The sequence below is a fragment of the Streptomyces sp. NPDC085946 genome, from assembly GCF_044540485.1.
Classification (GTDB): domain Bacteria; phylum Actinomycetota; class Actinomycetes; order Streptomycetales; family Streptomycetaceae; genus Streptomyces.
The window spans coordinates 16,013-36,511 of the sequence record NZ_JBITSF010000044.1 but is presented as its reverse complement, the minus strand read 5'-3'; the positions used below and the strand labels follow the sequence as shown (position 1 = coordinate 36,511).

At 71.8% G+C, this 20,499-nt stretch carries 20 protein-coding genes; 10 read left to right on the top strand and 10 right to left on the bottom strand.

The window, feature by feature from the left end:
• Positions 1-174: 174 nt before the first annotated feature.
• From ACIF8T_RS38930 to ACIF8T_RS38920, 3 genes are all read right to left on the bottom strand, one after another.
• Positions 175-303: a hypothetical protein gene (locus ACIF8T_RS38930; RefSeq protein ID WP_400042034.1), complete on the bottom strand. Its 129-nt coding sequence runs from the start codon at positions 301-303 to the stop codon at positions 175-177.
• 58 nt (positions 304-361) lie between these two features.
• Positions 362-487 (bottom strand): hypothetical protein, encoded by a 126-nt coding sequence (locus tag ACIF8T_RS38925; RefSeq protein WP_400042032.1) that lies wholly within the window; start codon positions 485-487, stop codon positions 362-364.
• Between the two features lie 251 nt (positions 488-738).
• Entirely contained in the window at positions 739-2,562 is a 1,824-nt protein-coding gene (locus ACIF8T_RS38920; protein WP_400042031.1) for a bifunctional metallophosphatase/5'-nucleotidase, read from the bottom strand.
• A gap of 270 nt (positions 2,563-2,832) precedes the next feature.
• Between ACIF8T_RS38920 and mshD the strand changes: the two genes are divergently transcribed.
• Positions 2,833-3,759, top strand: a complete 927-nt coding sequence (mshD, locus tag ACIF8T_RS38915) for a mycothiol synthase (protein ID WP_400042029.1) — start codon at positions 2,833-2,835, stop codon at positions 3,757-3,759.
• A gap of 108 nt (positions 3,760-3,867) precedes the next feature.
• Entirely contained in the window at positions 3,868-4,071 is a 204-nt protein-coding gene (locus ACIF8T_RS38910) for a hypothetical protein (protein WP_400042027.1), read from the top strand.
• Between the two features lie 18 nt (positions 4,072-4,089).
• On the opposite strand, the gene ACIF8T_RS38905 is transcribed toward ACIF8T_RS38910, so the two are convergent.
• The gene (locus tag ACIF8T_RS38905) at positions 4,090-4,806 is read right to left on the bottom strand and encodes a helix-turn-helix transcriptional regulator (RefSeq protein WP_400042025.1); all 717 of its coding nucleotides are present in this window, start codon (positions 4,804-4,806) and stop codon (positions 4,090-4,092) included.
• A gap of 615 nt (positions 4,807-5,421) precedes the next feature.
• Here ACIF8T_RS38905 and ACIF8T_RS38900 point away from each other — a divergent pair.
• The 4 genes from ACIF8T_RS38900 to ACIF8T_RS38885 all read left to right on the top strand — a co-directional run bounded on the left by ACIF8T_RS38900 (position 5,422) and on the right by ACIF8T_RS38885 (position 11,566).
• Positions 5,422-6,777, top strand: a complete 1,356-nt coding sequence (locus tag ACIF8T_RS38900) for a hypothetical protein (RefSeq protein WP_400042024.1) — start codon at positions 5,422-5,424, stop codon at positions 6,775-6,777.
• 1,070 nt (positions 6,778-7,847) lie between these two features.
• On the top strand, positions 7,848-10,082 hold the full coding sequence (locus ACIF8T_RS38895; RefSeq protein WP_400042022.1) for an RNA degradosome polyphosphate kinase: 2,235 nt from the start codon (positions 7,848-7,850) through the stop codon (positions 10,080-10,082).
• A complete protein-coding gene (locus tag ACIF8T_RS38890; RefSeq protein WP_400042020.1) occupies positions 10,063-11,106 on the top strand; it encodes a CHAD domain-containing protein in 1,044 nt (347 codons plus the stop codon). The genes ACIF8T_RS38895 and ACIF8T_RS38890 overlap by 20 nt, the downstream gene beginning before the upstream one ends.
• A gap of 37 nt (positions 11,107-11,143) precedes the next feature.
• Positions 11,144-11,566 carry an NUDIX hydrolase gene (locus ACIF8T_RS38885; protein ID WP_400042018.1) on the top strand — a complete coding sequence of 141 codons (423 nt, stop codon included), beginning with the start codon at positions 11,144-11,146 and terminating at the stop codon, positions 11,564-11,566.
• Between the two features lie 3 nt (positions 11,567-11,569).
• Here ACIF8T_RS38885 and ACIF8T_RS38880 read toward each other — a convergent pair whose 3' ends face one another.
• Complete coding sequence (locus ACIF8T_RS38880) at positions 11,570-11,749, bottom strand: hypothetical protein (RefSeq protein WP_400042016.1); 180 nt, start codon at positions 11,747-11,749, stop codon at positions 11,570-11,572.
• A gap of 154 nt (positions 11,750-11,903) precedes the next feature.
• Here ACIF8T_RS38880 and ACIF8T_RS38875 point away from each other — a divergent pair, with 154 nt between their 5' ends.
• Positions 11,904-12,776, top strand: coding sequence for a hypothetical protein (locus tag ACIF8T_RS38875; RefSeq protein ID WP_400042015.1), 873 nt, complete (start codon positions 11,904-11,906; stop codon positions 12,774-12,776).
• Positions 12,777-12,890: 114 nt separating this feature from the next.
• Positions 12,891-13,073, top strand: a complete 183-nt coding sequence (locus ACIF8T_RS38870) for a hypothetical protein (protein WP_400042013.1) — start codon at positions 12,891-12,893, stop codon at positions 13,071-13,073.
• A 30-nt stretch (positions 13,074-13,103) separates the two neighbouring features.
• Here ACIF8T_RS38870 and ACIF8T_RS38865 read toward each other — a convergent pair whose 3' ends face one another.
• Complete coding sequence (locus ACIF8T_RS38865) at positions 13,104-13,475, bottom strand: metal-sensitive transcriptional regulator (RefSeq protein WP_400042035.1); 372 nt, start codon at positions 13,473-13,475, stop codon at positions 13,104-13,106.
• A gap of 239 nt (positions 13,476-13,714) precedes the next feature.
• On the opposite strand from ACIF8T_RS38865, the gene ACIF8T_RS38860 reads away from it, so the two are divergent.
• Positions 13,715-14,335, top strand: a complete 621-nt coding sequence (locus tag ACIF8T_RS38860) for a DUF47 domain-containing protein (protein WP_020269925.1) — start codon at positions 13,715-13,717, stop codon at positions 14,333-14,335.
• Positions 14,336-14,344: 9 nt separating this feature from the next.
• Positions 14,345-15,343 (top strand): anion permease, encoded by a 999-nt coding sequence (locus tag ACIF8T_RS38855; RefSeq protein ID WP_400042011.1) that lies wholly within the window; start codon positions 14,345-14,347, stop codon positions 15,341-15,343.
• 137 nt (positions 15,344-15,480) lie between these two features.
• Here the strand turns inward: ACIF8T_RS38855 and pstB are convergent, their stop codons facing one another.
• From pstB to pstS, 4 genes are all read right to left on the bottom strand, one after another.
• Positions 15,481-16,257 carry a phosphate ABC transporter ATP-binding protein PstB gene (gene pstB, locus ACIF8T_RS38850; protein WP_400042009.1) on the bottom strand — a complete coding sequence of 259 codons (777 nt, stop codon included), beginning with the start codon at positions 16,255-16,257 and terminating at the stop codon, positions 15,481-15,483.
• Positions 16,258-16,308: 51 nt separating this feature from the next.
• Positions 16,309-17,364: a phosphate ABC transporter permease PstA gene (gene pstA / locus ACIF8T_RS38845; protein ID WP_400042007.1), complete on the bottom strand. Its 1,056-nt coding sequence runs from the start codon at positions 17,362-17,364 to the stop codon at positions 16,309-16,311.
• Positions 17,361-18,368: a phosphate ABC transporter permease subunit PstC gene (gene pstC / locus ACIF8T_RS38840; protein WP_400042005.1), complete on the bottom strand. Its 1,008-nt coding sequence runs from the start codon at positions 18,366-18,368 to the stop codon at positions 17,361-17,363. Before pstC ends, pstA begins: the two co-directional genes overlap by 4 nt.
• A 134-nt stretch (positions 18,369-18,502) precedes the next feature.
• Complete coding sequence (gene pstS / locus ACIF8T_RS38835) at positions 18,503-19,627, bottom strand: phosphate ABC transporter substrate-binding protein PstS (protein ID WP_400042004.1); 1,125 nt, start codon at positions 19,625-19,627, stop codon at positions 18,503-18,505.
• Between the last annotated feature and the right edge of the window lie 872 nt (positions 19,628-20,499).

Sequence of the window (20,499 nt, the reverse complement as noted above, 5' to 3'; positions counted from 1 at the left end):
GTCGACGTGCTGTGGGCGATGCTGCGTGACAAGAGGCTGTTCACCTCCGCCCCGCCGGTCACGCAGGCGGCTTGACACGATCATTGAGATTCCTTCCCTCCGTGGGTGCTGCGGACATGGCCGAGGCGGGGTCCCCCGGCGCGTGCGCCGCGGGACCCCGCCTCGTGTCCGGCCTCAGCCCTGGTGCGCGACGGGGCGGCGCTTCGGGGCGGCGGCCTTCTTCTTCGCGGCCTTCGCGTTCTCCGGGGCCGGGGCGGCAGTCTTGCGGGCCTTCTTCACGGGGGTGATCTTTCGGAAGCTCATGGCTCTTCCCTTTCCTCGGTACGGCGGTTCTGAATTACCTGTGAATTCCGGCCGGTCCTTACTTCAGGCCGACCGGGCGCCGCGGTGCCGGCTTCTTGGCGGCGGCCTTCTTCTTCGCGGTCTTCGGGGCCGGAGCGGCGGTCTTGCGGGCCTTCTTGACCGGGGTGACCTTGTGGAAGCTCATGGGTGTCTCCTTGCGTAGAGGCTGTTTCCCTGTGCCGTGAGCGCTGTTCGCTTTCGACACGGAAAACACTACGGGACACCCGGAGCCGGAAATGCCGATCGCGGTGAGACCTCGATTAATTGCGACTGAGACCGATTTTCAGGGCGCCTCGGGAACCGATTCCCTTTTCACACAGAACTTATGACGAAGGCGGGGTCCCCGGAGCGCGTGTGCTCCGGGGACCCCGCCTTCGTCCGCGAGGGGACGTGCCCCTAGTTCAGGATCGTGATCCGGTCCGCCTTCGGCGGGGCGATCGGGTCCGCGGCCGAGGAGTTGGCCGTCAGGTACTTCTCCAGGGCCGTCAGGTCGTCGGCGCCGACCACGTCGTTCGTGCCCTGGCCCAGCGTCGTGAAGCCGTCGCCGCCGCCCGCGAGGAAGCTGTTCGTCGCGACGCGGTAGGTGGCCGCCGGGTCGACCGGGGCGCCGTTCAGCCGGATGGAGTCCGTCACCACGCGGTCCGCGCCGGTCCTGGTCAGGTCCAGCGTGTACGTCAGGCCCGAGGAGACCTGGAGGATCTTCGGCGCCGCCGCGTTCGCGCCGCTCACCTGCTCCTTGAGCACCTGGATCAGCTGGGTGCCCGAGAAGTCCTGCAGGTTCACGGTGTTGGCGAACGGCTGCACGGTGAAGCCCTCGGCGTACGTCACCACGCCGTCGCCCTCACCGGCCTTGGCCTCGTACGTCAGCGGGGCCCGGATGCCGCCGGGGTTCATCAGCGCCAGGTCGGTCTCCGGGTCCAGCTCCTTGCCGTACGCGAGCTGCGCGTCGGCGATCAGGTCGCCGAGCGGGGACTCGGTGCCGGTGTTGCCGATGTCGCCGGAGATGTGGCCGATCGCGCGGTTGCCGATGGGCGCGGCGAGGGTGTTCCACTTGCCGATCAGCTCGGTCATGTCGGGCGCCTTGGGGACGTCCCGGGTGACCACGCGGTTGGCCGAGGTGACCGCCGTGCGGGCGATGTCACCGGTCCACCGGTCGTAGGTCAGCGTGGTGTCCGTGTACAGGCGGCCGAAGGACGCGGCCGAGGTGACCATGCGCGGCTTGCCCGCCGGGTCGGGGACGGTGCACACGTACGCGTTGTGGGTGTGGCCGGTGACCAGCGCGTCGACCTGCGGGGTGACGTTCTTGGCGATGTCGACGATCGGCCCGGAGACGCCGTCGCCCGCGCCCGGCGCGTCGCAGTCGTAGTTGTACGACGTGGAGGCCGGGAAGCCGCCCTCGTGGACGAGGGCCACGATGGACTTCACGCCCTGCTTCTGGAGTTCCCTGGCGTACTTGTTGATCGTCTCGACCTCGTCCTTGAAGACCAGGCCCTTGACGCCCTCGGCGGAGACGATGTCCGGGGTGGCCTCCAGGGTCACCCCGATGAAGCCGACCTTGACGTCCTTCTTCTTCCACACCCAGTACGGCTTGAGGAGGGGCTTCCCCGTCCTCTCGTCCAGGACGTTGGCCGCCAGGTACGGGAAGTCGGCGCCCTCGAACTCCTCGTCCGTGTAGCAGCCGTCGGTCGGGTGGCAGCCGCCCTTCTGCAGGCGGGCCAGCTCCCGGGCGCCCTCGTCGAACTCGTGGTTGCCGACCGAGGTGACGTCCAGGTCGAGCTTGTTCAGCGCCTCGATGGTCGGCTCGTCGTGGAACAGGCCGGACAGCAGCGGGGAGGCGCCGACCATGTCGCCGCCGGCGGCGGTGATGGAGTACTTCTTGCCCTCGCGGGCCGTGCGCAGGTGGGTCGCGAGGTACTCGACGCCGCCGGCGTTGATCTGCTCGGTGGTGCCGTCCTCGTGCACGTGGGTGACGCGGCCGGAGGACCCGGCCGGCGGCTCCAGGTTGCCGTGCAGGTCGTTGAAGGACAGCAGCTGCACGTCCTGGTAGCGGCCCGGGGTCTGACCGCCCTGGTGACGGGCCTCGTCCGCGCTCGCCGACCCCGGCAGCGCCGCCGCGGCGAGGGCACCGACGGTGGCGGCACCGGCCGCCAGAGCGACGAGACGGTTCGTGCGGCGCCTGCGGCGCTGGTGCGCCGGGGAAGCCGGGGAAGTGGCTGGCATTCGCCCCCCTGTGTGTCTTTCGGAAGGCCGGGAAGGTGGTCCGGTCCGGGGCGCAGCCTAGAGTCAACGCGCGTAGCGCGACAGAGGGTTCCGGGTTACATCCTGGTTGCGTCTTGGCGCGCGGGCTTGCGCGCCGCCATACCCCCGTCGTCCGTACCCTTTTGTGCGCTTCCGGACCGATTTCCCTTGGACCCGCGGCCAGTTCCCCGTCCGCCTCCGCCCCGCCCGTGTGCCGCCACATCGCCGGCGTCCCGCCGTACCCTCGTACGCATGACCAGCGACGACAGCGCACGACCCGGACGCTCCCGCTCGATCGAGACCCTTTCCGCGCTCTCCCCGCAACAGGTCGGGGCCGTCCTCGCACTCCTCGACGCGGCCGCCCGCAGCGACGGCCAGCAGGCGGTGTCCGAACAGGGGCGGCTGCAGCTGCGCGGCGGCGAGCGCCCCGGGGTGTCCCACTACCTGCTGCACGTCGACGGCGAACTCGTCGGCTACGCCCAGCTGGAGGACACCGACCCGGTGGAACCGCCGGCCGCCGAGCTGGCCGTGCACCCCGCGCACCGCGGGCAGGGGCACGGGCGGGCGCTCGGCGCGGCGCTGCTCGCCGCCTCCGGCAAGCGGCTGCGGGTCTGGGCGCACGGCGGGCACTCCGCGGCCCGGCACCTCGCCCAGGTCCTCGGGCTCACGCTCTTCCGCGAACTGCGCCAGATGCGGCGCCCGTTGGCCGACTTCGACGCCCCGGAGCCGGAGCTGCCGGAGGGCGTGACCGTCCGGACCTTCGTGCCCGGCCAGGACGACGCCGCCTGGCTCGCCGTCAACGCCGCCGCGTTCGCCCACCATCCGGAGCAGGGCTCCCTCACCCAGCGGGACCTCGACGACCGCAAGGCCGAGCCGTGGTTCGACCCGGCGGGCTTCTTCCTCGCCTTCCGGGGCGGGGCGCCGGCCGGCTTCCACTGGACGAAGGTCCACGCGGCCGAGCGCCTGGGCGAGGTGTACGTCGTCGGCGTCGCCCCCGAGGCGCAGGGCACCGGCCTCGGCAAGGCCCTCACCACCATCGGCCTGCGGCACCTGAAGGCCCGGGGACTGCCCACGGCGATGCTGTACGTCGACGCCGACAACGAGGCGGCGGTGTCGGTGTACGAGCGGCTGGGATTCACCACGTACGAGACGGACCTGATGTACCGGACCGAGACGTGAGGCCGGCGCCCCGCTCCGTCCGGGTGACAGACGTCCGAAGAAACGACGATCCGGCCATCGGCCAGGTCATCATGGCCCTCTGACGACCACCCGCCGCCGGGAGCGAGCATGGACGACGCGCAGAGCACCGGGATGTACGACGTGGAGAGAACCGGGATTTTCGGGGACGCGCCGCGCGGCGGCCCGCGCGCCGGGAATCCGGCCACCGACATCGAAGCCGTTCTGAACGCCGTCTTCGGAACGGCGGAAGGGACCGGCGAAACACGGCGGAACGACACCGGGGGACGCTTTCCCGCTCATTTCCCCGGATAGCGGGAAAGCACGTCCGCGTCATTCGGGAATGATCCGCCCCCCTCCCGGCGCGGCTTCCACGTCGTCCGGCACGACAGCCCACGGATCCGGCGTGGCACGCGGCTCGGGGAAACGTTCCTCCTTCAGGGACGCGGAACGTATGCGGTCGATCCGGAAGGACCGGACGTCCTCGCGCATCCGGCACCAGCCGATCAGGAACCAGCCGCGGGACCCGGCCACCAGGAGGTGCGGCTCCACCTCCCGGACCGTCCGCTCCCGGCCGCTCTTCTCGTACTCGATCCGCAGGACGCGGCGCTCCTGCACGGCCTGCCGCGCCACTTCCGCGGCGGTCGGGAAGGCCGGGTCGGCGGTCGTGCGCAGCAGGAGCGAGGTGACCGCGAGGCCCCCGGCCTTCTCGACGGCGTCGCCCGGCATGACGGCCAGGATCTTGCGCAGCGCGCTGCGGGCCTCCCGCGCGAAAGGGGTCCCGTCCGCGTGGCTGAGCGCCACCGCGAGAGCGAGCATCTCCTGGGGGCCGAGACCCAGCGGCGCCGAGCCCGCCGACTTGTCCAGGACGTATCCGCCGCCCGGCCGGGAATCGACGGGAAATCCCGCCTTCCGCAGATATCCGATATCGCGCTCGACGGTCCGCGGACCGACCTCGAACCGCTCGGCGAGCTGCCGGACGGTTCGGGGGTGCGGAGACGCGATTCTCAATTCGGCGATCAGCGAATACAACCGATCCGTCCGGTCCATCCACCGAAAATAACACGCACCCCGGATGAACCGCCCGCCGGAAGTCGGCCGTCGGAAGTCGGCCGCGGGGAGCGGCGGCGCGGCGGATGCGGGACAATCGATCGCCCGCAACCCGCAACATGATCATCTGCAGGTCTTCCCGAAGCGCCGTTCCGGATACGGGCCGGCCGGCCGGGGCGCCGGACCGGCCGCATCCTGCGCTCTTCGCGAGGCGACTCGAGCCGGCGCCGCCCGGCCGGCGCGACAGCCGGCCACGATCCCCCGCCGCGAGAACGCACACCCGTCCGGAACAACAAAAGGACGGTCCTATTTTAATGCACTCGTAAAGAGGAGGCATGGCCGAACCGCAACCACACGTGCGGGTGAGTATCAAGGACGGAAGGTAGGGTACGAAGCCGTTGCCGGGGTTCGCGGAGGGCCGGGCTCACGGCATCCGGAGAAGTGAAGTCCTTTTACGGACGGGGGACTTCACGAAAACGGTGGCGCGGAAACGTTCGCGATCTTCTTCGATCAGTAACGTGCGCGTGTCTACACCGAACTAAGCGTCCTGATTGTTAAGAATACTCCTGACTGCACCTTTTGTGGCCATAAAGTTTCGTTGCCGAGGAGCATGACATGCAGGTTCGCAGGTGGCTCCCTGACCAGCCCACCCGTATCGGCCGGCATGACTGGCCGGACGAAGGCGACAACGGAACACACATGCGCCTGCGGGCCGGCTCCATCGTGGTGCTCGACCGGCAGGCGTGGCGGATCCTGGAGATCAACGGCTACACGGGCGACCGCTGGCCGGACTCCTACGAGAAGGCCTGGCGCGACCACGTGGAGCTGTGGTGGCACGCCAACGAACTGCGGCGGGCCAACAACCAGGTGGCCAAACCGGCCCCCGAGCGGACCGAGTTCTACAAGCGCCCGGTGATCCTGGTGCTGCGCAACGAGAACCTGCCCCGGTCCACTCCGAAGCACTGGTGCGCCCCCGCCAGCCACGACTGGCAGGTCCTGCCGGAGCACTACGCGGTCTGCCGCGCCTGCGGCGAACTGCCGCCCTGCCAGCACGGGGAGTACCGCTGGGAGGGCGGCCCCCGGTGGCCGGAGCAGAACGGCGGCATCCCCCTGATGGTGCCCGAGGGGTGCTGCATGGGGTGCGCCGAGCCGATCAAGCCGCGGATGCGGACCGTGCGCTTCCCCGGACCGAACCTCTGGTACCCCGACCTGGGGGAGGACACGGCGGTCTTCCACGCCCGCGCCGCCTGCGCCGACCAGGTCGACTGCTACCGCATGCAGTGGCAGACCGAGTACACCCCGCGCCCCTCCGTGCCCCCCGCCACCCCGGCGTTCCCCGGCTTCGAGCACTTCGTGCTGCCGCGGGCGCGCACCACGCCCCACCCGGACCCGCACCTCCAGCAGGCGCCGCAGGGTCCGCACCTCCAGCAGGCTCCCCAGGGTCCGCACCCCGTGCAGGCCCCGCAGCCCTCGCAGGCCCCACAGACCCCACAGGCCCCGCAGCCCGTGCAGGCCCCGCAGCCCTCGCACTTCCCGCAGGTCGCGCGGTCGCGTCCGGAGGAGGACTACCTCTCCGCGACGGGCGACTCCCGGTCCTTCCGCACCTCGTTCGACACGTACTGGGAGGAGTCGCAGGCCGGCGCCGCGTCGGCAGGTTCGTCGGCCCTGGCCGTCTCCGAGCCGGTGCCCGCCGCCCCCGAGCCGCCCGAGGCGGGCAAGGTCGTGCCGCTCCGGGCCCTCCCGCCGGAACCGCACCACGGGACCGAGGCGCAGCCGTCCGCCGGCCTCTCCGCCTCCGCCGTGAACGCCGGACTGGCCGTCAAGGCGGCGGAGGAGCTGGGCCTGTCCCTGACCGGGCACCCGGCCTTCCACAACGCGGAGCAGGCGGCCCGGGTGATCGAGGAACTCACCACCGCGGTCCGGAACATCGCGCTCTGCCTGAACGATCCGGCCGCCCGCGCGCGCTCCTGACCTCCCGCGCGGCCGGGTACGCCCCCGACGGGCCGGCACCTCGCGGGCCGCGTGCGGCACGTCCGCGGGCCGCTCCCGCCCCGGCCCACGCAGGCTCCCGCCGTCTCCCGGCCCGCCCGCAGGTCCGGTCGGACCGGCCCGGCCCGGCCCGGCCGCGAAGGCGTGGCCGCGCTGTTCACGGCCGTACCCGAACGGCACTTCGCGACGCGCGACCGGTCTGCCCCGGCGCCCTCGCCGCCTTCGCCGGCGGCGCGCCGACCGGCCGCGGCCCAGGGGTCGGCACCGCCCGCCCGACCCGGAGCCAGGGCACCGGCCCCACCACCGGCCGCCGCACCCACGCCGGTGCTCACCCTCACGGCAGCGCCCCGGTGCCCCCGTACCACCGGAGCCAGGTCCCGCCGAGAGCCGCGGTACACGGGCGGCCAGGCGAGAGACCGAGCGCGGGAGACCGGGCCTTCGCCGGTGTCCTCCCGGCCCGGGGCCCGGCCGCGGTGGCGTACGCGCCGTGCGTCCCCGCGGCCGGCGCGCTCACCGCGCGTGCCGCGCCGGACGCCGCCCGCACCGGCCGTGTCCCGCGGCGTGACGGCCCCGCCCGGCTTCACCTCGTCCGGTGCCGCAGTTCCCTGCGGCGACGACGGTGCGGCGCACCCCGGAGCGGGGTTCGGGCGGTCCGGTGCCGTCCGGCCGGTCCCGGAGGGCCGGGCCGCCGCCGGCGGTCACCGGGCCGCCCACCGCCCCCGCCCCGTTTCCGGCCCCTGCGCCTCGTCGGGACCGGCACCGTCCCGGCCGCCGCCGCGCTCGCCACCGCCGTCACCGCCGCCTCCGCCTTGCTGTGCCGCCGCACGGCCCGGCAGGCCCCCGCAGGCCGCCCCCCGCTAGCCCATACGTCATGTCGCCGTAACCGCCGATTCAGACGGCCTTGCGACGCTCGGCCAATGACTCCCGCCGTGCCAGAGCCTCCACCGCCCCGAGAGGGTTTCGGGGGCGGCGGGGACGCCCCGGTGCCGTCCCCGCCGCCACCCGCGCTTTCCGACGCGCCTGGGACGCCGGCAACGCGGAAGAATAGGTTCATGAGCCAGCCGAACACCCAGGCACAGGTCCAGCACCCGCAGCCCTCCGTGGGCTCCATAGCCGCGCACCGCCCGCACACCGTCGCGGCGGCCGTCTCCGATCTGGAACCCGACCTCGACGCCGACCTCGACCTGTACGAGGAGACCGTGGCGGAGGGCTCCCAGCCGCTGCCGCAGGGCCGCTTCCTCGACCGGGAGCGCAGCTGGCTCGCGTTCAACGAACGCGTCCTCGAACTCGCCGAGGACCCGAACACCCCCCTGCTGGAGCGCGCCAACTTCCTGGCGATCTTCGCCAGCAACCTGGACGAGTTCTTCATGGTCCGGGTGGCCGGCCTGAAGCGCCGCATCGCCACCGGCGTCGCGACCCGCTCCGCCTCCGGCCTCCAGCCCCGCGAGGTCCTGGAGATGATCTGGGCCCGCTCCCGCGAGCTGATGGCCCGGCACGCCGCCTGCTTCCACGAGGACGTCGCCCCCGCCCTCGCCGAGGAGGGCATCCACCTGGTCCGCTGGAACGAGCTGACGGACAAGGAGCAGAGCCGTCTGTTCACGCTGTTCCGCAACCAGATCTTCCCGGTCCTCACCCCGCTCGCGGTCGACCCGGCGCACCCCTTCCCGTACATCTCCGGCCTGTCGCTGAACCTGGCCGTCGTCGTGCGCAACCCGGTCACCGGCCACCGCCACTTCGCGCGCGTGAAGGTGCCCCCGCTGCTCTCCCGCTTCCTGGAGTGCTCCCCGGGCCGGTACGTCCCCCTGGAGGACGTCATCGCCGCCCACCTGGAGATGCTCTTCCCGGGCATGGAGGTCCTGGCGCACCACGCCTTCCGGGTCACCCGCAACGAGGACCTGGAGGTCGAGGAGGACGACGCCGAGAACCTGCTCCAGGCCCTGGAGAAGGAGCTCATGCGGCGCCGCTTCGGCCCGCCGGTGCGCCTGGAGGTCGAGGAGTCCATCGACCGCGAGGTCCTCGACCTGCTGGTGCGCGAGCTGAAGATCACCGAGGCCGAGGTCTACCCGCTGCCCGGCCCCCTGGACCTCACCGGCCTGTTCCGCATCCACAGCCTGGACCGGCCCGAGCTGAAGTACCGCAAGTTCGTCGCCGGCACCCACCGCGACCTCGCCGAGGTCGAGTCGGCCTCCGCGCCGGACGTCTTCGCCGCCCTGCGCAGCCGGGACGTGCTGCTGCACCACCCCTACGACTCGTTCTCCACGTCCGTGCAGGCCTTCCTGGAGCAGGCCGCCGCCGACCCGGACGTCCTCGCGATCAAGCAGACCCTGTACCGGACCTCCGGCGACTCCCCGATAGTCGACGCCCTGATCGACGCGGCCGAGTCCGGCAAGCAGGTCCTCGTCCTGGTCGAGATCAAGGCGCGCTTCGACGAGCACGCCAACATCAAGTGGGCGCGCAAGCTGGAGGAGGCCGGCTGCCACGTCGTCTACGGCCTGGTCGGCCTGAAGACGCACTGCAAGCTGTCGCTGGTGGTCCGCCAGGAGGGCGAGACCCTGCGCCGCTACAGCCACGTCGGCACCGGCAACTACCACCCGAAGACGGCCCGCCTCTACGAGGACCTCGGCCTGCTGACGGCCGACCCGCAGGTCGGCGCCGACCTCTCGGACCTCTTCAACCGCCTGTCCGGCTACTCGCGCCGCGAGACCTACCGGCGCCTGCTGGTCGCCCCCAAGTCGCTGCGCGACGGCCTGATCTCGCGGATCGACAAGGAGGCCCAGCACCACCGCGCCGGGCGGCCCGCCCACATCCGCATCAAGGTCAACTCGATCGTCGACGAGGCCCTCATCGACGCCCTGTACCGGGCGTCCCAGGCGGGCGTGCCGGTCGACGTGTGGGTGCGCGGCATCTGCGCGATCCGGCCGGGCGTCGCGGGCCTGTCGGAGAACATCCGGGTGCGGTCCGTGCTCGGCCGCTTCCTCGAACACTCCCGGGTCTTCTCCTTCTGCAACGGCGGCGAACCCGAAGTGTGGTTCGGCAGCGCCGACATGATGCACCGCAACCTCGACCGCCGTATCGAGGCCCTGGTCCGGGTCGTCGACCCGGCCCACCGCGCGGCGCTCAACCGGCTGCTGGAGACCGGCATGGCCGACACCACCGCCTCCTGGCACCTCGGCCCGGACGGCGAGTGGACCCGGCACGCGACCGACGGGGACGGCGGACCCCTGCGCAACATCCAGGAGATGCTCATAGACGCCCGGAGGCGCCGGCGTGGCAACGCGACACCATGACCCGACGACGGACTCCGCGGCCGGGGCGGTGACCGAGGACCCCCTGGCGGACTACCTGCGGGCCCAGGCCACGGAGTTCCTCCGCGCACTGCGCCTGCACCGGGAGACCGGTGCGGGCGTGGGCGGCTCGCGGGAGTCCGTCGACGCGGCCCGCGCCCTGCGCCGCTCGGCCCGCCGCATCAGCGGCAGCCTGCACACCTTCCAGCCGCTCCTGGACACCGACTGGTCCGAGGACATGCGCCCCGAACTGGCGTGGGTGTCGGGCACCCTGGCGATGGAACACGCCCACGCCGCCCGCCTGGAGCGGCTGCTGGCGGCGCTGCACCGGCTGTCCGGCTCGGGGGCGCTGCCCGACCGGCCGGCCGTCGTCGGCCGCGCGGGCGGGGCGGCGGACCGCGGCAACCTCACCGTCGGGGCGGCCAAGGCGGGCGCCCTGCTCGAACGCCAGCTCACGCTCGCCCGCACCCGGGCCCACTCCACGGCCCTGCAGGCCCTCGGCAGCAGCCGCTTCCACGCCGTCGCGGACAAGGTGGCGTTACTGGCCAGTGAGGTCCCCCTGACCCGCCCGGCGGCCTCCGGCGACCTGCTGCCCCTGGCCGCCGCCGCGCAGGAGCGCCTCACCGACGCCGTCGCGGCGCTCCCGCTCGTCACCGCGGGCAGCCCGTACAACGCGGAGGCGCTGGTGCACGGCCTGTCCCCGGACACCACCGCCCCGCACCCGCAGGACGCCCCCTGGCACCAGGTCCGCCTGCTGCTGCGCCTGCACCGCTACGCCCGCGAGGTCGTCCTCGGCGAGGACGCGGACGGCGACGCGCGCCTGCTGACCGCCGGTCAGGCCCTCGACCGGCACCGCGACGCCTCCGAGGCCGCGGCCGCCGCGGCCCAGGCCGCCCGCACCCCCCGCATCGCCCCCGCCACGGCGTACGCGCTCGGCGTGCTCCACGCCGACCAGCGGCACGAGGTGGAGGCGGCGCGGTACGCGTTCCAGCGCTGCTGGGAGAAGGAATCCGTCGGCACGCCGTGACCCCGGCCGCGCGCGGCGAAGGAGAAGGTGAGCACCCGTGAACTCCCCCGAGGACCGCACCGTCCGGGCGGCCGGCTGCGTCCTGTGGCGCCGCTCCCCCGTGGACGGCGCCCTGGAGGTCTGCCTCGTGCACCGGCCGAAGTACGACGACTGGTCCTGGCCCAAGGGCAAGCTGAAGCGGGGCGAGGACGCGCTGGCGGGCGCCCTGCGCGAGGTGGCGGAGGAGACCGGCTGCACCGCCGTGCCCGGCGCCGAACTGCCCACGCAGCACTATCCCGCCGACGGCCGCCCCAAGCAGGTCCGCTACTGGGCGGCCGAGGCCACCGGCGGCACCTTCACGCCCACCGACGAGGTGGACCGCGTCCTGTGGCTGGCGCCCGACGCGGCCCGCCCGCGCCTCACCCGCCCCGCCGACCGCGACCTGGTCGACGCCCTCCTCGCCGTCCTGCGCCGCGCCTAGGGATCAGCCGCCGGCGGTGTGCCCGTCCGCGTCCGTGCGGGCCAGGCTCCGCGCCCGCCGCGCCGGCCCGCTCCACCCGCAGGTGCACCGGGCCACGCAGAAGGGTCCCCGTTCGACCGTGGTCGTGCGGTGCTCCGGACAATTGGAGGCCGACGACCGGTCCTGCCGCTCCTGCTGAGTCACACCGACGACGGTACCCACGCCAGGTGAACGGTTCGTGTACGGCGCGTGCGGCCCGCCGCGCCCCCGTCCGGGCGTGACGGCGCCACCCACCCGTCGTTAACGGGAACGACGGCGGGCCCATGACCGACACACAGCGGCTGGGGGTAGGCAGGCGATGACCAGGTGGCGACGGAAGCACGTGGACGTCCTCCCGCCGGAACGCGCCCGGGGCCGGGGCCGGGCGGTCGTCGCGGCGGGCGTCGCGGTCTGGGTGTGCCTCGGCGCGAGCGGCTGCTCCGACGGGGGCGCGGCCGCCGGGGACGCCCGCCCGGGCGCCCCCGTCGCGACGCTGCACCGGGCCGCCGACCGGCTGGCGGCCGCCGGGAGTTCGAAGGCCCGCACCTCGATGGAGATGGCCACCGGCGGCACCCGGGTGACCATCCGGGGCGAGGGCGTCTACGACTACCGCGAGCGGCTCGGACGGCTCAAGGTGCTGCTCCCCCAGGACCCCGCGGGCACCAGCCCCCGCCGGCCCATCACCGAACTCCTCGCCCCGGGCACCCTGTTCATGAAGAACCGGGGAGCCGGTGTGCCCGCCGACAAGTGGGTGCGGGTGGACACGGCGGCCCTCTCCGACGGCAATCTCGTCACCGGCGGCGCCACCGACCCGTTCGTCGCCGCCGAGGTGCTGCGCGGCACCCGCACGGCGACCTACCTGGGCCGCACCGAGGTGGCGGGCACCGAGGTCCGGCACTACCGGGGCACCGCGGACCTGACGGCCGCCGCGAAGAGGGCCTCGGCCGGCAACCGCGGAGCCCTGCGGGCGGCGGCGAAAGGGTTCGCCACGGCCGAAGTGCCGTTCGACGCCTACCTCGACGACCAAGGCCGCGTCCGCAAGGTCCGCCACCGCTTCAGCTTCGTCAACGGCCGGGAGAAGCGCCCGGTCGCCGTCGCCTCCACGACCCTGCTGTACGACTTCGGGGCCCTCGTCCGCGTACGGCTCCCGGACGAGGACGACATCTACGCGGGCCGGATCGCCGAGGAGTGAGCCGGGGCGCACCGGCGCGGGCCGGACGGTGACCGGCGTGAACTAGCCCGTCCGTGCCATGCGCGGCGCGTGGCCCGCTCCCTACTCTAGGAAGCCGGTGACGGCAGAGAAGAGGTGACGCACGTGGCTCCGGTCGGCGGTACGGCAGTTCAGGACCACGTGGCCCTCGCCGAGATCGAGCTGTGCGGAGAACTGATCATCGCGGCCTCGGCGGCCGACGAGGACCGGCTCAGCCTGGAGAGCATCGACGAGGTGCTGCGCGTGGCCGAGGAACGCGCGCGGGCCGCGGGCGGCTGACCCCTCCCCGGTCTTCCCGGACCGTCCGGATCAGGTCCGCAGCATGCGGGCGATCGCCTGCGTCGCCTCCTTGACCTTGGCGTCGACCTCGTCGCCGCCCTTGACCGCCGCGTCGGCGACGCAGTGCCGCAGGTGCTCCTCCAGCAGCTGCAGTGCGAAGGACTGCAGGGCCTTGGTGGAGGCGGACACCTGGGTGAGTATGTCGATGCAGTAGACGTCCTCGTCGACCATCCGCTGCAGACCGCGGATCTGGCCCTCGATGCGGCGCAGCCGCTTGAGGTGCTCGTCCTTCTGCTTGTGGTAGCCGTGCACCCCGCGGTCGTGATCGGTCAGCGGCTGCGCCGTCGCGTCCGCCACGTCCGGGGAGGAGGGCGCACCGGCGCCGGTCTCGGTGGTCGTCATCGCGTCCTCCTGGTCACAGACTGCCGACATATACCCCTAGAGGGTATATCGTACCGAACTTTGCTGGGTATACGCCCCTTGGCCGCCGCAGGGTGCGGAGGCCGGATCCGGACCGTCGGGACGCCGGTGTGCTCATCACTCTGCCTGATGGGCGACACTGGTGGGCGGCCCGATAGCCGTGGCCGGATGATGCGCCTAGCATCAGCCTGACCGAAACCGATGCATCCTGAGGACCCCACGTGCGCTTTCGTCTGACCCCCAGGGAGACGAGCTTCTACGACATGTTCGCCGCGTCCGCGGACAACATCGTCACGGGCTCCAAACTCCTGATGGAACTGCTCGGGGCGGACGCCTCCGCCCGGGCCGAGATCGCGGAGCGCATGCGGGCAGCGGAACACGCAGGTGACGACGCCACGCACGCGATCTTCCACCAGCTGAACTCCTCCTTCATCACGCCGTTCGACCGCGAGGACATCTACTCCCTCGCCTCGTCCCTCGACGACATCATGGACTTCATGGAGGAGGCCGTCGACCTGGTCGTCCTCTACAACGTCGAGGAACTGCCCAAGGGCGTCGAGCAGCAGATCGAGGTGCTGGCGCGGGCCGCCGAGCTGACGGCCGAGGCCATGCCGCACCTGCGCACCATGGAGAACCTCACCGAGTACTGGATCGAGGTCAACCGGCTGGAGAACCAGGCCGACCAGATCCACCGCAAGCTCCTGGCGCACCTCTTCAACGGCAAGTACGACGCCATCGAGGTCCTCAAGCTCAAGCAGATCGTGGATGTGCTGGAGGAGGCCGCGGACGCGTTCGAGCACGTGGCGAACACGGTGGAGACCATCGCCGTCAAGGAGTCCTGAGGCCCGTCCATGGACACCTTCGCTCTGGTCGTGACCATCCTGGTCGCGCTGTTCTTCACGTACACCAACGGCTTCCACGACTCGGCGAACGCCATCGCCACCTCCGTCTCCACCCGGGCCCTGACGCCGAAGGCCGCCCTGGCGATGGCCGCGGTGATGAACCTCGCCGGCGCCTTCCTCGGCTCCGGCGTCGCCAAGACCGTCAGTGAGGGCCTGATCCAGACGCCCGAGGGCTCCACGGGGATGGGCATCCTCTTCGCCGCCCTCGTCGGCGCGATCACCTGGAACCTGATCACCTGGTACTTCGGCCTGCCCTCGTCCTCCTCGCACGCGCTGTTCGGCGGCATGGTGGGCGCGGCCATGGCCGGCGGCACGACCGTGTACTGGCACGGCGTGCTGGAGAAGGTCGTCATCCCGATGTTCATCTCGCCGGTGGTGGGCCTGCTGGCCGGCTACCTGGTGATGACGGCCATCCTGTGGCTCTTCCGGCGCTCCAACCCGCACAAGGCCAAGCGGGGCTTCCGCATCGCGCAGACGGTGTCGGCGGCCGGCATGGCCCTCGGCCACGGCCTCCAGGACGCCCAGAAGACCATGGGCATCGTGGTGATGGCCCTGGTCATCGCCGACGTCGAGGACTACGGCGACCCGATCCCGGTCTGGGTCAAGATCTCCTGCGCGGTGATGCTGTCGCTGGGCACGTACGCGGGCGGCTGGCGCATCATGCGCACCCTGGGCCGCAAGATCATCGAGCTGGACCCGCCGCAGGGCTTCGCGGCGGAGACGACCGGCGCGTCGATCATGTTCACCACGGCGTTCCTGTTCAAGGCGCCGATCTCCACGACCCACGTCATCACCTCGGCGATCATGGGCGCGGGCGCGACGAAGCGGGTGAACGCGGTGCGGTGGGGCGTGGCCAAGAACATCATCCTCGGCTGGTTCATCACCATGCCGGCGGCCGCGGCGGTCGCCGCGTGCGCGTTCGGCCTGGTCCACCTGGCGTTCCTGTAAGGGCGCGGGGCACCGCCCCCGCCCGCCGGGCACAGCGACGGGCCCGCCCCCCGGAAGCCGGGGGGCGGGCCCTTCTGCGTCCCCGCGGTGGCACCGCCATGCAGCACCGCGGGGGGTCCGGAGAGCGAGCCGGCGGCTCAGCCGAAGCGGCCGGAGATGTAGTCCTCCGTGGCCTGGACCGACGGGTTGGAGAAGATCCGCTCCGTGTCGTCGATCTCGATCAGCTTGCCGGGCTGCCCGACCGCGGCCAGGTTGAAGAAGGCCGTACGGTCGGACACGCGCGCCGCCTGCTGCATGTTGTGCGTCACGATGACGATCGTGAACCGCTCCTTCAGCTCGCCGATCAGGTCCTCGATCGCCAGCGTCGAGATCGGGTCCAGCGCCGAGCACGGCTCGTCCATGAGCAGCACCTTCGGCTCGACCGCGATCGCCCGGGCGATGCACAGCCGCTGCTGCTGACCACCCGACAGGCCCGAACCGGGCTTGTTCAGGCGGTCCTTGACCTCGTTCCAGAGGTTGGCGCCGCGGAGCGACTTCTCGACGACGTCGTCCAGCTCCGACTTCTTGTACTTGCCGTTCAGCCGCAGCCCGGCCGCCACGTTGTCGTACACCGACATCGTGGGGAACGGGTTCGGCCGCTGGAAGACCATGCCGACCTCGCGCCGCACGGCCACCGGGTCGACCCCGGGCCCGTACAGGTTCTCGTCGTCGAGCATGACCTTGCCGTCGACCCGGCCGCCCGGCGTCACCTCGTGCATCCGGTTGAGCGTGCGCAGGAACGTGGACTTGCCGCAGCCGGACGGGCCGATGAAGGCCGTCACGGAGCGCGGCTCGACGGTCATCGAGATGTCCTCGATGGCCAGGAAGGAACCGTAGTAGGCGTTGAGGCCGCTGACATCGATGCGCTTGGCCATGTGAATCACTGCTTCTTTCGCGTCGCTGACTGTTCGCTTGTGGCGGCCGCGTCAGCGACCGGTCTTCGGGGCCTTCCAGCGGGCGATGCCGCGGGCCACGAGGTTGAGGATCATGATGAAGGCGATGAGCACCAGGGCCGCCGCCCACGCACGGTCGTACGCCGCGCCCTCGCCGACGCTCTGCGCGTACTGCAGGTAGATGTAGACCGGCAGCGAGGCCTGCGGGTCGGAGAACGGGTTCGCGTTGATGAAGCTGGTGACCCACACCAGCAGCAGCACGGGAGCCGTCTCACCGGTGATGCGGGCGATCGCCAGCATCACGCCCGTGGTGATGCCGCCGATGGCGGTCGGCAGGACGACCTTGAGGATGGTCCGCCACTTCGGCACGCCGAGGGCCAGCGAGGCCTCGCGCAGCTCGTTGGGGACGAGCTTGAGCATCTCCTCGGTGGAGCGGACGACGACCGGCAGCATCAGGATGGTCAGGGCCATCGAACCGGCGAAGCCGGAGTAGCCCATGTCCAGGATCACGATCCACCAGCTGAGGATGAACAGACCGGCGACGATCGACGGGATGCCCGTCATGACGTCGACGAAGAAGGTGACCGCCTTGGCGAGCTTGCCCCGGCCGTACTCGACCAGGTAGATCGCGGTGAGCACACCGATCGGCACGGAGATCAGGGTGGCGAGGCCGACCTGCTCCAGGGTGCCGAGGATGGCGTGGTAGATGCCGCCGCCGGGCTCGGAGTCGGCGACCACGCCCATCGAGTGGGTGAGGAAGTAGACGTCGAGGACCTTCACACCGCGCTCGACGGTCTCCCACACCAGGGAGGCCAGCGGCACCACGGCGAGGATGAAGCAGACCCAGACCAGGCTGGTGGCCAGCCGGTCCTTGGCCTGCCGGGTGCCCTCGACCTTGACGGCGATGCCGTAGGAGGCGACGACGAAGAGGAGCGCGGCGATCAGGCCCCACTGGACGTTGCTCTCCAGGCCGGCCGCGGCGCTGATGCCGAGGCCCGCCGCGACGGAGCCCGCGGCGACCGCCCACGGGGTCCACTTGGGCAGCGTGGCGCCGCGCAGGCTCTGCTGGGTGTTCACCGTCTGGCTCATGCGTTGGCCCCCGAGTACTCCTTGCGGCGGTTGATGATGATGCGGGCGCCGCCGTTGACCAGCAGGGTGATCACGAAGAGGACGAGACCGGAGGCGATCAGCGCGTCCCGTCCCATGGTGGTGGCCTCGTTGAACTTGCTGGCGATGTTCTGCGCGAAGGTGCCGCCGCCCGGGTCGAGCAGGCTGGCGCTGATGTCGAAGCTCGGGGAGAGGACCATGGCCACGGCCATCGTCTCGCCGAGGGCGCGGCCGAGGCCGAGCATGGAGGCGGAGATCACGCCGGACCGGCCGAAGGGCAGCACGGACATCCGGATGACCTCCCAGCGGGTGGCGCCGAGCGCCAGGGCGGCCTCCTCGTGCATCTGCGGGACCTGGCGGAAGACCTCGCGGCTCACGTTGGTGATGATCGGCAGGATCATGATCGCGAGCAGGATGCCCACGGTGAACAGCGAGCGGGGCGCTCCGCCGTTCCACTCGAAGACGCCGGTCCAGCCGAGGTACTCGTCCAGCCAGCCGTAGAGCCCCTCCATGTTCGGCACCAGGACGAGGACGCCCCACAGGCCGTAGACGATGGACGGCACGGCGGCGAGCAGGTCGATCACGTAGGCGATCGGGCCGCTGAGCCGGCGCGGGGCGTAGTGCGTGAGGAACAGGGCGATGCCGACCGCGATCGGGACCGCGATGGCCATCGCGATGACCGACGAGACGACGGTGCCGAAGACCAGGACGGCGATGCCGAAGACGGGCGGGTCACCGGTCGGGTTCCACTCGAAGGTGGTGAAGAAGTTGCCCTCGTCCTCGCTGATCGCGATCGCGGCGCGGTAGCTGAGGAAGACCGCGATGGCGGCCATGAGCACGAGCAGGAAGACGCCGGACCCGCGCGACAGCCCGAGGAAGACCCGGTCTCCGGGGCGCGTGGCGCCGCGCGCGGCCCGCTTCTGCTCGGTGCCGGACGGCAGCGGAGGCGCGGGAGGTGCGTCGTTTTTCTGTGTCGATATATTCATCGGCTTCTCCGGTCTGCGGAGCCGCCGTCGTCAGCGGCTCGGGGCGGAGCCCCCCGCGGGCGGGCGGGCTCCTGGCGGCGGTGCACCGGACGGTGCGGCCCGGTCCCCGTCCGGGGCCGGGCCGCACACTCAGGTCAGGCCAGGCTCTCGATGGTGGAGCGGACCTTGGTGATGATCTCGTCGGGGATCGGGGCGTAGCCGGCGTCGCCCAGCTGCGCCTGGCCGTCCTCGGAGGCGATGTAGCCGAGGAAGGACTTGACGGCGGGCAGGGTCTCGGACTTGTTGCCCTTGTCGCAGACGATCTCGTACGTGACCAGGGTGATCGGGTAGGCACCCTCGGCGCTCGGCTGGTAGTTGAGCTCCAGCGCGAGGTCCTTGCCGGTGCCGGTGACCTTGGCCTCGGAGATGGCCTTGGTGGCGTTCTCGGCGGTGGCCTTGACGGGCTCGGTCGCCTTGGTCTTGATGTCGACCGTCTTGATGTCCTTGGCGTACGAGAGCTCGAAGTACGAGATCGCGCCCGAGACCTGCTTCACCTGCTGGGCGACGCCGGAGGAGCCGGAGGCCGACTGGCCGCCCTCGGCCTGCCAGGACTTCTCCGCCTCGTACTTCCAGTCACCGGGGGCCGCGGCCTTCAGGTACTTGGTGAAGTTCTGCGTGGTGCCGGACTCGTCGGACCGGTGGAACGCCTGGATCTTGAGGTCGGGCAGCTTCGCCTCGGGGTTCAGCTTCTTGATCGCCTCGTCGTTCCAGTTGGTGATCTTGTTGTCGAAGATCTTGGCGAGGGTGGCCGCGTCCAGGGCGAGGGTGTCGACGCCCGGCACGTTGAAGCCGACGGCGATCGGGCCGACGACCATCGGCAGGTCGATGCCCTGGCCGCCGGAGCAGATCTTCTTCGAGTCCGCGATCTCCTCGGCCTCCAGCGGGGAGTCCGACCCGGCGAACGCGGTCTGACCCTGGAGGAACGCGGTGATGCCCGCGCCCGAGCCGGTCGGGTTGTAGTTGATCTGAACGCCCTTGCAGGAGGCCGTGTACGCCTTCATCCAGGCGTCGATGGCGTTCTTCTGCGCGGAGGAGCCGGAGGCCTGCAGCTGCCCCTTGGCGTCGCCGCACTTGATCGAGCTGTTCGCGGTGGCGGTGGAGTCACCGCTGCCGCTGTTCCCGCCGGTGTCGTCGGAGCCGCACGCCGTGAGGGCCAGGGCGCCGGAGACGGCAAGAGCACCGAGAGCGAGGGCCCGCCGGTTCACGCGCTGAAGCTTCACTGAGGGAATTCCTTCCTGGAGCCGCCGTCCTGAATTCGGCGGCGTGCGAAGTCTGCGAAGTCTGCGTGATGCGGAGGCGGGCTTCACGGCGCGCCCCGCATCTGGGTAAGGCCGAAATTAGACAGATCAGGTGAAGGCGCCGATGGCCGTAAATGAACGGGGGGTGAACCCCTGTGGACAGTGCGGTTAGGTCACGGAACGCTCACGGGGAGGGCACGCGGAAGTTCCGGCGCGAGGCCGGGGCCACGGGACCAGGCAGGGAGCGGGCGGACGCGGAGGCCGGGGCGGGCTTCCGGTGCCACGGGGAACCCCTGCCGCACCGGCCCCGGGCTTCACAGGCAAGGACATATGGGATATGTGCCGCCGACGGTACACCACGGGCCGGGAGCGCCCCGGGTCCCGGTGGACCGGGGGCGGGGGACGCCCCGGGCTCCGGTGGCCGGGGGCGGGACCGGCCCTCCGGGGGCCGGCGGCCGCCGATGCGGCGGGCGCCCCCGGGTCCGCCGACCGCGAGCAGAGCCGGAACCCGGACCCGCGCGATCCCGGGGCGCGACCGGCGCTCCAAGCTCCGGGCCCCGGTGGCCGCGGACGTAACCGGCCCCCCCGGGCCCCGGTGACCACGGACATGACCGGCCCTCCGGACTCCGACGGCCGCCGATGCGGCACACGCCCCCAGGACCGCCGACCGCGAGCAGGACCAGCACCCCGGGCGCGCACGATCCCGGGGCCCGACCGGCGCTCCGAACTCCGGGCCCCGGTGGCCGCGGACGTAACCGGCCCCCCGGGCCCCGGTGACCACGGACATGACCGGCCCTCCGGACTCCGACGGCCGCCGATGCGGCACACGCCCCCAGGACCGCCGACCGCGAGCA

Bases quoted from the DNA above. Each gene is read 5' to 3' on its own strand.
- ACIF8T_RS38930 (WP_400042034.1), bottom strand. From the start codon at position 303: ATGAGCTTCCGAAAGATCACCCCCGTGAAGAAGGCCCGCAAGACTGCC.
- ACIF8T_RS38925 (WP_400042032.1), bottom strand. From the start codon at position 487: ATGAGCTTCCACAAGGTCACCCCGGTCAAGAAGGCCCGCAAGACCGCC.
- ACIF8T_RS38920 (WP_400042031.1), bottom strand. From the start codon at position 2,562: ATGCCAGCCACTTCCCCGGCTTCCCCGGCGCACCAGCGCCGCAGGCGC.
- mshD (WP_400042029.1), top strand. From the start codon at position 2,833: ATGACCAGCGACGACAGCGCACGACCCGGACGCTCCCGCTCGATCGAG.
- ACIF8T_RS38910 (WP_400042027.1), top strand. From the start codon at position 3,868: ATGGACGACGCGCAGAGCACCGGGATGTACGACGTGGAGAGAACCGGG.
- ACIF8T_RS38905 (WP_400042025.1), bottom strand. From the start codon at position 4,806: ATGGACCGGACGGATCGGTTGTATTCGCTGATCGCCGAATTGAGAATC.
- ACIF8T_RS38900 (WP_400042024.1), top strand. From the start codon at position 5,422: ATGCAGGTTCGCAGGTGGCTCCCTGACCAGCCCACCCGTATCGGCCGG.
- ACIF8T_RS38895 (WP_400042022.1), top strand. From the start codon at position 7,848: ATGAGCCAGCCGAACACCCAGGCACAGGTCCAGCACCCGCAGCCCTCC.
- ACIF8T_RS38875 (WP_400042015.1), top strand. From the start codon at position 11,904: ATGACCAGGTGGCGACGGAAGCACGTGGACGTCCTCCCGCCGGAACGC.
- ACIF8T_RS38865 (WP_400042035.1), bottom strand. From the start codon at position 13,475: ATGACGACCACCGAGACCGGCGCCGGTGCGCCCTCCTCCCCGGACGTG.
- ACIF8T_RS38855 (WP_400042011.1), top strand. From the start codon at position 14,345: ATGGACACCTTCGCTCTGGTCGTGACCATCCTGGTCGCGCTGTTCTTC.
- pstB (WP_400042009.1), bottom strand. From the start codon at position 16,257: ATGGCCAAGCGCATCGATGTCAGCGGCCTCAACGCCTACTACGGTTCC.
- pstA (WP_400042007.1), bottom strand. From the start codon at position 17,364: ATGAGCCAGACGGTGAACACCCAGCAGAGCCTGCGCGGCGCCACGCTG.
- pstC (WP_400042005.1), bottom strand. From the start codon at position 18,368: ATGAATATATCGACACAGAAAAACGACGCACCTCCCGCGCCTCCGCTG.